This window comes from Corynebacterium sp. HMSC062A03 (assembly GCF_001811145.1).
Taxonomy (GTDB): domain Bacteria; phylum Actinomycetota; class Actinomycetes; order Mycobacteriales; family Mycobacteriaceae; genus Corynebacterium; species Corynebacterium aurimucosum.
The window spans coordinates 1-12,508 of sequence record NZ_KV803664.1 but is presented as its reverse complement, the minus strand read 5'-3'; the positions used below and the strand labels follow the sequence as shown (position 1 = coordinate 12,508).

Sequence of the window (12,508 nt, the reverse complement as noted above, 5' to 3'; positions counted from 1 at the left end):
TCTAAACATTTCGTGTCAAGTCTTGACACTAGGGTCAAAAAGAGACACTATTGGAGTGTGCAATTTCGGCGTAGAAGTCTCGAGCGGTTCCATCAGGATGGTGTGCCGCCGCGATATATTCCATCGGAATTGCGCTCGGTAGTGCGCCGCAAGTTACTTATGATTGGGCGGTCTGTAAATGTCACGGACCTTCGGATTCCACCAGCAAACCGGTTGGAGCGGCTCAAGGGTGACCTTGGTGGTTACTACTCAATTCGCGTCAACTCGCAGTGGCGCATCATATTCAAGTGGACACCCGAAGGAGCTGTTGACGTTGACTTTATCGACTACCACTGACGCGCATACTCATGTTGATGTTGTTCCCGTTCCGCATCCTGGAGAAGTCCTTCTCCTAGAATTCCTCAAACCCTGCGGTATCACCCAGTATCGCCTGGCCAACGACATTGGCACTACTCGTTCCCAAGTTTCCAAAATCACTCGCGGTGCGCTCGGTATCAGTGCCGATATGGCTTTGCGTTTGTCGGCCTACTTTGGGAATTCCGCGGAGTTCTGGCTCGGGCTTCAAGAGGAATACGATCTGTGGAAAGCTCGCCAGACTACGGATGTCAGCGCCATCGTCCCGTGGAATCACAAAGAAGAAGCCGACTCTCACTCATAGAAACAGATAACTTGCGCTCAATGCGAGGTAAGGGTCGCCCCGCAGCGCCCCATAAATCTGAAACGCACCCTCCAGGGAAATGTGTTTTGAACAAACGAGTCGGTAGGATAAGCCACCATGCTGCCCAAGTCCCGCATCTTCTCCGTCCTCCTGCTCGGCCTTGGCGTTGCGCTGATCGCAGCTGGCCTAGCGGCTTCGAGCTTCTTGAGCTTTAGCCCGCGCCTGCCGCTGGATATCAAGGACACTACGTGGACGATGCAGGATGAGAATGCCACTGGGCAGGCACTGTCCGCAGAGGGTGTTACGCAATACGAGGAGCCGATGACCTATCAGCTCAACCTGGACATCCAGGACCCGGCGGACAAGGACACGGCGACGCTGCGGGTGGGGGAGTCAGCCATCCGTGGCGGCACCGGCAATGTGGAGGACTTAAGCTTTGCGCGCGTGTGGAATTATCCCGTCGACCGCCTCAGCGGTGAGGCCACGGGCCCGGCGGCGCTCTCCCACACCATGGGCTCGCCCACGGCGGAGGTCCCAATCGAGGGCTACTGGCTGAAGCTGCCTGCTGATGCCGAGCAGACCACCTACCCGGTCTTTGACCCGGTCCTGCGCAAGGCTGCCGACGCCGTCTTCGAGGAATCCCTCGACATCGATGGTCGCACGGTCTACCGCTACCACCAGGAGATTGAACCCACCAACGTGGCTACCCTTTATGCCGGGAACACGACTACCACGCTGAGCAATGAAGATGGCTCCACCGAGCAGGGCTACCTCTTCCACGCCGCAACCCGGGACCTCTTTGTAGACCAAGCCACCGGACTCGTCGTGGGCATGGACGTCGATATCAAGGACTACTGGGCCGACCGCGAGGGCAACGAGCGCGAGGTGCAGTTCGCCTTCAACGGTGCCACTGATGAGGAATCCCGCGCGGAGCTGCTCCAGCAAGCAGAGCGCTTCCCGCGGAGTGCTGTGGGGCAGTGGGTGCGCTGGGGTGGCGTCGGCATCGGCGCCCTTCTGGTGCTGCTCGGAGCGCTGGGCGCTTTCCGCCGTCCCGCCAGCCGTCACTCTCGCTAGCCGCGCGTGCGAATCTCCGCAGCGACACGCCGACGGCACGTTTCGCCTTTACAAGGCTGCCATTATGCTATAGGCTATTTCGTTGCGCTGGAATCTGGATCTTTAGTGCACATTTAGCCTTTCGAGCGGTGATGGTAAAACCGACTTGACAAGGTGATTTTGTGCATTCTAAACCCAGTCATTCCACAGCAGACCGAATGCTAAATCTACCAGCGGTTTTGCACCTCACCGGCCAGGGTGGGGCCGCAATCCGCCAGAGGTACTGGAAGGACCCATCTTGGCAGTCTCCCGCCAGACCAAGTCAGTGGCCAACATCCCTGGAGCCCCGAAGCGATACTCCTTCGCTAAAATCAGCGAGCCTATCGCTGTCCCGGGCCTCCTCGATCTACAACTCGATTCTTACGCGTGGCTCATCGGCACCCCCGAGTGGCGCGAGCGCGAGCAGGCAGAGCGCGGCGAAGACGCACGCGTGACGAGCGGCCTTGAGGATATCCTCGAGGAGCTTTCTCCGATCCAGGATTACTCGGGCAACATGTCCCTGTCCCTGTCGGAGCCTCGCTTCGAGCCGGTGAAGAACACCGTGGACGAGTGCAAAGAGAAGGACATCAACTACTCGGCGCCACTGTATGTCACCGCAGAATTCATCAATAACGACACCCAGGAGATTAAGTCCCAGACCGTCTTCATCGGCGATTTCCCGATGATGACCGATAAGGGCACCTTCATCGTCAACGGCACCGAGCGCGTTATCGTTTCGCAGCTCGTGCGTTCCCCGGGTGTCTACTTCGACCAGACCATCGACAAGTCCACCGAGCGCCCGCTGCACTCCGTGAAGGTGATTCCTTCCCGCGGTGCATGGTTGGAGTTTGACGTCGACAAGCGCGACACCGTCGGCGTTCGTATCGACCGCAAGCGCCGCCAGCCGGTCACCGTGTTGCTCAAGGCCCTGGGGTGGAGCGAAGAGCAGATCAAGGAGCGCTTCGGCTTCTCCGAGCTCATGATGTCCACCCTTGAGTCCGATGGCGTGGCCAACACCGATGAGGCTCTGCTGGAGATCTACCGCAAGCAGCGCCCAGGCGAGCAGCCCACGCGTGACCTCGCACAGGCACTGCTGGATAACTCCTTCTTCCGCGCCAAGCGCTATGACCTGGCCAAGGTGGGCCGCTACAAGGTCAACCGCAAGCTCGGCCTGGGCGGAGACCACGATGGTCTGATGACCCTGACCGAGGAAGACATCGCCGTCACCCTCGAGTACCTCGTGCGCCTGCACGCCGGCGAGCGTGAGATGAAGGCCCCGAACGGTGAGATGATCTCCATCCACACCGACGACATCGACCACTTTGGTAACCGTCGTCTGCGCACCGTCGGCGAGCTCATCCAGAACCAGGTCCGCGTGGGCCTGTCCCGCATGGAGCGCGTCGTCCGCGAGCGCATGACCACCCAGGACGCCGAGTCGATTACCCCGACTTCCCTGATCAACGTCCGTCCGGTTTCTGCTGCCATCCGCGAGTTCTTCGGTACCTCCCAGCTCTCGCAGTTCATGGACCAGAACAACTCCCTGTCCGGCCTGACCCACAAGCGCCGCCTGTCCGCGCTGGGCCCGGGCGGTCTGTCCCGTGAGCGCGCCGGCATTGAGGTGCGAGACGTTCACGCTTCGCACTACGGCCGCATGTGCCCGATTGAGACCCCGGAAGGCCCGAACATTGGCCTGATCGGTTCGCTGGCTTCCTACGCCCGCGTCAACGCTTTCGGCTTCATCGAGACCCCGTACCGCAAGGTGGTGGACGGCAAGGTCACCGACCAGGTGGAGTACCTCACCGCCGATGAAGAGGATCGCTTCGCTATCGCGCAGGCTGAGGTTGAGAAGGATGCCGACGGCACCCTGACCGGCGACCGCATCGAGGTCCGCCTCAAGGATGGCGATATCGGTGTGACCGACGCCTCCGGCGTGGACTACGTTGACGTGTCCCCGCGCCAGATGGTCTCCGTGGCAACCGCCATGATTCCGTTCCTCGAGCACGACGATGCTAACCGTGCGCTCATGGGCGCGAACATGCAGCGCCAGGCCGTGCCGCTGGTGCGTTCCGAGGCCCCGTACGTGGGCACCGGTATGGAGCAGCGCGCTGCCTACGATGCCGGTGACCTCATCATCACCCCGAAGGCGGGCGTGGTGGAGAACGTCACCGCTGACCTCATCACCATCATGGATGATGAGGGCCAGCGTGATACCTACATGCTGCGCAAGTTCGAGCGCACCAACCAGAACACCAACTACAACCAGACTCCGCTGGTCTCCCTGGGTGACCGTGTGGAGGCAGGCCAGGTGCTTGCCGACGGCCCCGGTACCCACAACGGTGAAATGTCCCTCGGCCGCAACCTGCTGGTTGCCTTCATGCCGTGGGAAGGCCACAACTACGAGGACGCCATCATCCTCAACCAGCGCATCGTGGAGGAAGACATCCTCACCTCGATCCACATCGAGGAGCACGAGATCGATGCTCGCGATACCAAGCTGGGCCCGGAGGAGATCACCCGCGAGATTCCGAACGTCTCCGATGACGTTCTGCGTGACCTCGACGAGCGCGGCATCGTCCGCATCGGTGCTGACGTCCGCGCGGGCGATATCCTCGTTGGTAAGGTCACCCCGAAGGGTGAGACCGAGCTGACCCCGGAGGAGCGCCTGCTGCGCGCCATCTTTGGTGAGAAGGCCCGCGAGGTTCGCGATACCTCCATGAAGGTGCCGCACGGTGAGACCGGTAAGGTCATCGGCGTTTCCCGCTTCTCCCGCGAGGATGATGACGATCTGGCCCCGGGCGTCAACGAGATGATCCGCGTCTACGTGGCTCAGAAGCGCAAGATCCAGGACGGCGATAAGCTCGCCGGCCGCCACGGTAACAAGGGCGTTGTGGGCAAGATCCTCCCGCCGGAGGATATGCCGTTCATGGAGGATGGCACCCCGGTGGACATCATCCTCAACACCCACGGTGTGCCTCGTCGTATGAACATCGGTCAGGTTCTCGAGGTTCACCTCGGCTGGCTGGCACACGCCGGTTGGAAGATCGACACCGAGGACCCGGCCAACGCCGAGCTGCTCAAGACCCTTCCGGAAGAGCTGTACGACGTCCCGCCGGAGTCGCTCACCGCAACCCCGGTCTTCGACGGTGCCACCAACGAGGAGATCTCTCGCCTGCTGGCTTCCTCCAAGCCGAACCGCGATGGTGACGTCATGGTGGATGAGCACGGCAAGGCCCGCCTCTTCGACGGCCGCTCCGGCGAGCCTTACCTGTACCCGGTTTCCGTCGGTTACATGTACATGCTCAAGCTGCACCACCTCGTCGACGAGAAGATTCACGCCCGCTCCACCGGTCCGTACTCCATGATTACCCAGCAGCCGCTGGGTGGTAAGGCACAGTTCGGTGGCCAGCGCTTCGGTGAGATGGAGGTGTGGGCAATGCAGGCATACGGCGCTGCCTACACCCTGCAGGAGCTGTTGACCATCAAGTCCGATGACGTGGTCGGCCGCGTCAAGGTCTACGAGGCCATTGTCAAGGGTGACAACATCCCGGATCCGGGTATTCCGGAGTCCTTCAAGGTCCTCCTCAAGGAGCTGCAGTCCCTCTGCCTGAACGTGGAGGTTCTCTCCACCGACGGCACCCCGATGGAACTGTCCGGCTCCGACGATGACGACATGGACGGCGCTCCGTCCCTGGGCATTAACCTGTCCCGCGACGAGCGCTCCGACGCAGACATCGCCTAGCTTCTTGGTCCGCCGCCTATCAACAGCGGCGGGCATAACGAAACACCACCTACATTCAAAGCCATCAACTTCCCCCCTGACGGGGGATGAAAGGGAGACATTACGTGTTTGACGTAAATCTCTTCGACGAGCTCCGCATCGGGCTGGCCACCGCAGAGGACATCCGTCGCTGGTCCAAGGGCGAGGTCAAGAAACCCGAAACCATTAATTACCGCACCCTCAAGCCGGAGAAGGACGGCCTCTTCTGTGAGCGCATCTTCGGCCCGACCCGTGACTGGGAGTGTGCCTGCGGTAAGTACAAGCGCGTGCGCTACAAGGGCATCATCTGTGAGCGCTGTGGCGTCGAGGTGACCAAGTCCAAGGTGCGCCGTGAGCGCATGGGTCACATCGAGCTGGCCGCGCCGGTTACCCACATCTGGTACTTCAAGGGCGTTCCTTCCCGCCTGGGCTACCTGCTGGACCTGGCTCCGAAGGACCTTGAGCGCATCATCTACTTCGCCGCCAACATCATCACCTCCGTGGACGAGGAAGCTCGCCACAATGACCAGTCCACTCTGGAAGCAGAAATGCTGCTGGAGAAGAAGGACGTGGAGGATGACGTCGAGGCAGAGATCGCTGAGCGCGCTGCCAAGCTCGAGCAGGATCTGGCCGAGCTGGAGGCCGTCGGCGCTAAGGCCGACGCCCGCCGCAAGGTCCAGAACGCTGCCGACAAGGAGATGCAGCACATCCGCGAGCGCGGTGAGCGCGAGGTTGCTCGCCTCGATGAAATCTGGAATACCTTCATCAAGCTGGCTCCGAAGCAGATGATCATCGATGAGACCATCTACGAAGAGCTGGTTGACCGCTACGAGGATTACTTCACCGGCGGCATGGGTGCTGAGGCTATCCAGACCCTGATCCGCAACTTCGACCTCGAGGCTGAGGCCGAGGAGCTCAAGGAGATCATTAACAACGGCAAGGGCCAGAAGAAGATGCGTGCCCTTAAGCGCCTGAAGGTTGTTGCAGCCTTCCTGCGCTCGGGCAATGACCCGGCCGGCATGGTGCTCGATGCCATCCCGGTGATCCCGCCGGAGCTGCGCCCGATGGTGCAGCTGGACGGTGGCCGCTTCGCTACCTCCGACCTCAACGATCTCTACCGTCGCGTGATCAACCGCAACAACCGCCTCAAGCGCATGATCGACCTCGGTGCTCCCGAGATCATCGTGAACAACGAGAAGCGCATGCTGCAGGAGTCCGTTGACGCGCTCTTCGACAACGGCCGTCGCGGTCGTCCGGTCACTGGCCCGGGTAACCGCCCGCTGAAGTCCCTGTCTGACCTGCTCAAGGGCAAGCAGGGCCGCTTCCGCCAGAACCTGCTGGGTAAGCGCGTGGACTACTCCGGCCGTTCCGTGATTATCGTTGGTCCGCAGCTCAAGCTGCACGAGTGTGGTCTGCCGAAGCTCATGGCACTGGAGCTTTTCAAGCCCTTCGTCATGAAGCGCCTGGTGGAAAACGACTACGCACAGAACATCAAGTCCGCTAAGCGCATGGTGGAGCGCCAGCGCTCCGAGGTGTGGGACGTCCTCGAAGAGGCCATTTCCGAGCACCCGGTGATGCTGAACCGCGCACCTACCCTGCACCGCCTGGGTATCCAGGCCTTCGAGCCGAAGCTCGTCGAGGGTAAGGCCATTCAGCTGCACCCGTTGGCTTGTGAGGCTTTCAACGCTGACTTCGACGGTGACCAGATGGCAGTCCACCTGCCCCTGTCCGCCGAGGCACAGGCTGAGGCACGTGTGCTGATGTTGGCTTCCAACAACATTCTGTCCCCGGCCTCCGGTAAGCCGCTGGCTATGCCGCGCCTGGATATGGTTACCGGCCTGTACTACCTCACCATGGACAAGGCCGAGGACGAGATCGGCGGTGAGGGCCGTTACCAGCCCGCCACCGAAGACCGTCCGGAGCAGGGCGTGTACTCCTCCTACGCGGAGGCCATCATGGCTCGTGACCGCGGTGTCCTGGGCCTGCAGGCCCCGATCAAGGTGCGCATCTCTCACCTGCGTCCGCCATCAGACATTGAGGCAGAGCAGTTCCCGGATGGTTGGCAGAAGGGCCAGGCTTGGCTCGCTGAGACCACCCTGGGCCGCATCATGTTCAATGACCTGCTGCCGTGGAACTACCCGTACCTCGAGGGCGTCATGGTCCGTAAGGGCGGCGCCGGCAACAAGATGCTGCTGGGTGACGTCATTAATGACCTCGCCGCGAAGTACCCGATGATCACCGTTGCCCAGGTTCTGGACAAGATGAAGGACGCGGGCTTCTACTGGTCCACCCGTTCCGGCGTGACCATCACCATGCACGACGTTCTGGTTCTGCCGAACAAGACCGAGGTTCTCGAGTCTTATGAGAAGGAAGCAGAGCGCATTGAGCGCAAGTACTGGGAGCAGGGTGCTCTGACCGAGCGCGAGCGCTACGACCGCCTGGTGGAGCTGTGGAAGGATGCCACGGACACCGTGGGTAACGCCGTCGAGGAGCTGTACCCTGACGACAACCCGATTCCGATGATCGTGAAGTCCGGTGCTGCCGGTAACATGCGTCAGATCTGGACCTTGGCCGGTATGAAGGGCATGGTTGTGAACTCCAAGGGTGACTACATCACCCGTCCGATTAAGACCTCCTTCCGCGAGGGCCTGTCGGTTCTGGAGTACTTCAACAACTCGCACGGTTCCCGTAAGGGTCTGGCGGATACCGCTCTGCGTACCGCTGACTCCGGCTACCTCACCCGTCGTCTGGTGGACGTGGCGCAAGACGTCATCGTCCGCGAGGAGGACTGTGGCACCCGCCAGGGCGTGCGCGTCCCGCTCGGCGTCGAGGTTGCCCCTGGCTCCTACGACCTGCACGAGCTGTGGGAGACCTCCGCCTCCGGCCGCGTCGTGGCTAACGACATCAAGGATGAAAACGGCGAGGTCATCGCTGAGGCAGGCACCGACCTGACTGAGGAGCTCAGCCGCACGATCGTCAACGCTGGTGTTCTGGAAATCAAGGTCCGCTCCGTGCTGACCTGCCAGACCCCGGCCGGTGTCTGTGCCAAGTGCTACGGCAAGTCCATGGCCTCCGGCCAGCTGGTCGACATCGGTGAGGCAGTCGGCATCGTGGCCGCACAGTCCATTGGTGAGCCGGGTACCCAGCTGACCATGCGTACCTTCCACCAGGGTGGTGTCGGTGGCGATATTACTGGTGGTCTGCCGCGTGTTCAGGAGCTCTTCGAGGCCCGTAACCCGAAGAACCGTGCTCCTATCGCTTCCGTCGACGGCACCGTCTCCCTGTCGGATGAGGGTAACTTCTGGACCCTGACCATCACCCCGGATGATGGCTCCGACAACGTCGTTTACGAGAAGCTGTCGAAGCGCCAGGGCCTGGCTCAGGTCCGCCGCCCGATGGAGTCCAACCCGGATGCGATGATTGAGCGCTCCCTGCGCGACGGTGACCACGTCAGCACCGGTGACCGCCTCATGCGTGGTGCGGCTGACCCGCACGACGTGCTGGAGGTCCTCGGCCGCCGTGGTGTGGAGAAGCACCTCATCGACGAAGTCCAGGCCGTCTACCGTGCACAGGGTGTGGCCATCCACGACAAGCACATCGAGATCATCATCCGCCAGATGCTGCGTCGCGGTACCGTCATCGACGCTGGTACCACCGACCTGCTGCCGGGCAACCTCATTGACCTCTCTGAGGCCAAGCAGGTTAACGCGGCTCAGGTCGCTGAGGGCGGCCAGCCGGCACAGCTGCGCAGTGAGATCATGGGTATTACCAAGGCCTCGCTGGCTACGGAGTCCTGGCTGTCGGCGGCCTCCTTCCAGGAGACCACGCGCGTGCTTACCGACGCCGCTATCAACAAGCGCTCGGATCAGCTCATTGGTCTGAAGGAGAACGTCATCATCGGTAAGCTGATCCCAGCCGGTACCGGTATTTCCCGTTACCGCAACATCAGCGTTAAGCCGACTGAGGCCGCACGCAACGCTGCGTACTCCATCCCGACCTACGGTGATTCCATCTACGGCGACGATGGCTTCGGTGAGTTCACCGGTGCTTCCGTCCCGCTGGAGGAGGACTACACCTTCTAGGACCTAGTCCTTAGTCCTTTATTACCGAGGGAAACCGAAGACCCGCGCTTCACTCCGCCACACGCTGGTGGGGGAGGAGGCGCGGGTCTTTTCTTGGCGTTTGTCTCAGCTGGGAAAGCCTGATGACTTTGCTCTCTGCGTTATGGGTCCTGCAGTTTATGGGTGCTCTGTGCGCGGCCTTGACCACCCGCAAGCCGGGTGCGGCCTTCGTGGGCTATGTCATGACCGTTATTTTGTCCCGTGCGTTGGTTGGGAGCTTTGAGCAGTTGGGGTGGCCAACAATCCTCCTCACCGCCCTGGCAATGGAGGCAGCCTTTTTCGCCTTCAAATACACCCGCTTCACCATTCTCACCGGCGCACAATCCGGTGCCGCTGCTGTGCTCGTTACCGGAATCGATGCCTTCGTCACCCTCGACCTCGCTCCCGGTGATGCCGCGATTCAGTTCCGCGCCGAAATCGTTCAATTCCTCGCCACCGTCGTGACCGTGGCACCGAATTTCTATGTACTGGCCATGGCGGTGCGGTCGGCGATCTATAAAAAGTCTTAGGTTTGAACCTCAGGTTGATACCCCCGTCAGGCCCCCTCTAGAAGGAGCTTGGCGGGCAGCCTATTTAAGACCGGTATTCCTAGCCTAAGGAAACTGGTGAACGCCATGAACGTTGGAACCGGCAGCGGCCTGCAGCTTTACAGGTTTTAGGCGTCGGAATGCTTGCGACATGCATGGACAACGTTAACCGCAAGCGAATTTAGCTCTTGCGGAGAGTGGCGGGGGGGGGGTAACGTCTCAGCTTGAGTCCAGTCTGCCTTCAGGAATGCTTAAGAGGCTTCGAAATCTGACCTAGGGCAGCAGTTGACCCATTCCCTAATTGTTCTCATGAAAGGATTCTTCATGAATTTGAAGAGTTTTAATGGTTCCGCTCGTCGTCGCGGTACGACGATCGCAGCCGCCGCGCTCTCTGTCGCGATGGTTGCGCCCTTCGTTCACCCAGTCGTAAGTCCGAATGCTGCGCCGGCCGCTATTGCTCAGGACACCACGCCTGACCAGAAGCCCAGCGTGGATACCCGAGGCACTTCGGAAGCGACCGCTATCCGAGCAGATGGTACTTGGGGTCAGAAGCAGGGATACCAAGGTGCGGTCTATTTGGATCGCGACTCCGGACCGGAGGCCCAGAATGAAGCTGACGAAGCTATGTCCGGTGTCAAGGTCTTCTTGCAGTACGTCAACGGCAAGGGTCAAGTTTCGCCAATCTACTACACCACCTCCGACTCTGAGGGTAAGTTCGTCTTCGACCTCTCTAATGCGCCGAAGGATGGCCTAGGCAACCCTATCGAGTTTAAACTGTCCGGAGATTCGAAGTTCCAGGTTCGAACCTGGGCTGAGAACCCGGATCCGGCAAAGTACACGCTAGCAGGCGGTGGCGACATGTACAGCGGCCGCTTCCACAACCGTTTGACCCGTAAATGGGAAAGCTGGGACTTTACGGCTGGCATTAACCGCATCGTGGGCGCCAAGGTAGTATTCCAGGAGCGTCCGAACGTGGATGGTTGGCTCGCCAAGCCTGAAACTGAGTGGACCGAAGCGCCCACTGTCGATAAGAAGTGGCCAGAGGGTGGTATCTTCGGCACGGCGCGTGGCAGTGTTTGGTGGGAGAATAACGAAAACGGTGGCACCCTAGCGCAGAGATACTTTAAGGATTCTTCAGACCGAGCTGCTACCGACGTTAAGGTTGTTGGGTCTTATGTTAACGACGAAGTGGCCCGTCAGTTCGATGCTTGGAAGGACTCCAACAAGAACTACACTCGTGAGCAGTTCCGTGTCGCACAAAAGGAAATCGTCGACAAGTACCAGGCTGAGCACGGCGTAGGATCCCACATTGCTGAGTCGCGCGTAGCCTATGTAAAGGATGATGGTACCTTCTACCTGCCGTTTGCTGGCTTGTATGGCGCAACTCACGACAAAAAGGGAAAGCAGACCACTGATGAGGAGTGGGGCAAGCTCGTTTCTGCTGAGGAAGAAGAGCATGGCAATCTGATGCAGTGGAACGGTACAGCTGGCCAGCGTCACCGCCACATCAACGAGGACTATATGTACCTGTATCCGGTAGTTGGTGAGAACCGCGACCTGTGGATGGGTAACTACCAGGACAACATGTTCCAGCCCTCGAATGAATGGTTCCTCGGCCAAGCGAACACGTCAGCGAATATTTCTGTCCAGAACTTCGCTCTGCTGACTCCGCGCCCGATTCACGACGTAATCAACTACGATAACGCGTCTGCTATTGCAGCTCCTGGTGATACCGCTAAGTCGAAGACCACTGGTTTGGTTCCCAACCAGGAGTACGCTATTGAGTGGTTTGCCGACGGTGAATCCACTGGTGAATTCTGCACCGTTACCGCTAACGAGCTCGGCGAGCTGGAGTCCTGCGACTTCACCGTTCCGAACGATCTCTCCAAGCCGACTGTATACTCTTCTCAGGTATTCGCCGCCGATGCTTCGGGTAAGCCAACGGGCACCCTCCTTTTGGCCGACTCCTTCTTGGCAGACCCGACCGTCGTGAACTACGACGAGACCAAGGGGACTGCCAAGGAAAAGGATCTTGAAGTAAAGCCTTCCTTCGACAACCCGAATACTGATACCGAAGAGAAGGTACCGGAAGGTACAACTTTCGAGTTCGTAGATCCTGCCGCTGCCGAGAAGCTGGGCCTGGAAATCGACGATAAGACCGGTGTTATCACCTGGCCTGCAGATAAGCAGGTTGAGGGACAAAATGAGGCTTTGGTAAAGGTTACTTGGACCCCGGCTGAGGGGGCCGACCCGGTATCTCGTGAGGTTCCTGCGAAGTTTGACCTGGATGCACCTGCTGCAAAGGACAATGAGACCTTTGAGCCTGGTTATGAGGATGGTTCTGGTAAGCCTG

Annotated in this window: 7 protein-coding genes; all 7 read left to right on the top strand. The window is 60.0% G+C overall.

Annotated features, from left to right (window positions below; genetic code table 11):
* The first annotated feature begins 12 nt into the window (after positions 1–12).
* Positions 13–336: a type II toxin-antitoxin system RelE/ParE family toxin gene (locus HMPREF2781_RS12705; protein ID WP_308418478.1), complete on the top strand. Its 324-nt coding sequence runs from the start codon at positions 13–15 to the stop codon at positions 334–336.
* Positions 314–658 carry a HigA family addiction module antitoxin gene (locus HMPREF2781_RS05540; protein WP_186312136.1) on the top strand — a complete coding sequence of 115 codons (345 nt, stop codon included), beginning with the start codon at positions 314–316 and terminating at the stop codon, positions 656–658. The genes HMPREF2781_RS12705 and HMPREF2781_RS05540 overlap by 23 nt, the downstream gene beginning before the upstream one ends.
* A 117-nt stretch (positions 659–775) precedes the next feature.
* The gene (locus HMPREF2781_RS05535; RefSeq protein ID WP_070644692.1) at positions 776–1,732 is read left to right on the top strand and encodes a cell envelope lipid trafficking protein PgfA; all 957 of its coding nucleotides are present in this window, start codon (positions 776–778) and stop codon (positions 1,730–1,732) included.
* Between the two features lie 277 nt (positions 1,733–2,009).
* The gene (locus HMPREF2781_RS05530; RefSeq protein ID WP_070448029.1) at positions 2,010–5,489 is read left to right on the top strand and encodes a DNA-directed RNA polymerase subunit beta; all 3,480 of its coding nucleotides are present in this window, start codon (positions 2,010–2,012) and stop codon (positions 5,487–5,489) included.
* A gap of 104 nt (positions 5,490–5,593) precedes the next feature.
* The gene (locus HMPREF2781_RS05525) at positions 5,594–9,589 is read left to right on the top strand and encodes a DNA-directed RNA polymerase subunit beta' (RefSeq protein ID WP_070644691.1); all 3,996 of its coding nucleotides are present in this window, start codon (positions 5,594–5,596) and stop codon (positions 9,587–9,589) included.
* Between the two features lie 122 nt (positions 9,590–9,711).
* Positions 9,712–10,137, top strand: coding sequence for an ECF transporter S component (locus tag HMPREF2781_RS05520; protein ID WP_246821784.1), 426 nt, complete (start codon positions 9,712–9,714; stop codon positions 10,135–10,137).
* A 342-nt stretch (positions 10,138–10,479) separates the two neighbouring features.
* Positions 10,480–12,508, top strand: a 2,029-nt coding sequence (locus tag HMPREF2781_RS05515) for a Rib/alpha-like domain-containing protein (protein ID WP_210386011.1), incomplete at its 3' end; no start/stop codon positions are given.

Bases quoted from the DNA above. Each gene is read 5' to 3' on its own strand.
- HMPREF2781_RS05535 (WP_070644692.1), top strand. From the start codon at position 776: ATGCTGCCCAAGTCCCGCATCTTCTCCGTCCTCCTGCTCGGCCTTGGC.
- HMPREF2781_RS05520 (WP_246821784.1), top strand. From the start codon at position 9,712: ATGACTTTGCTCTCTGCGTTATGGGTCCTGCAGTTTATGGGTGCTCTG.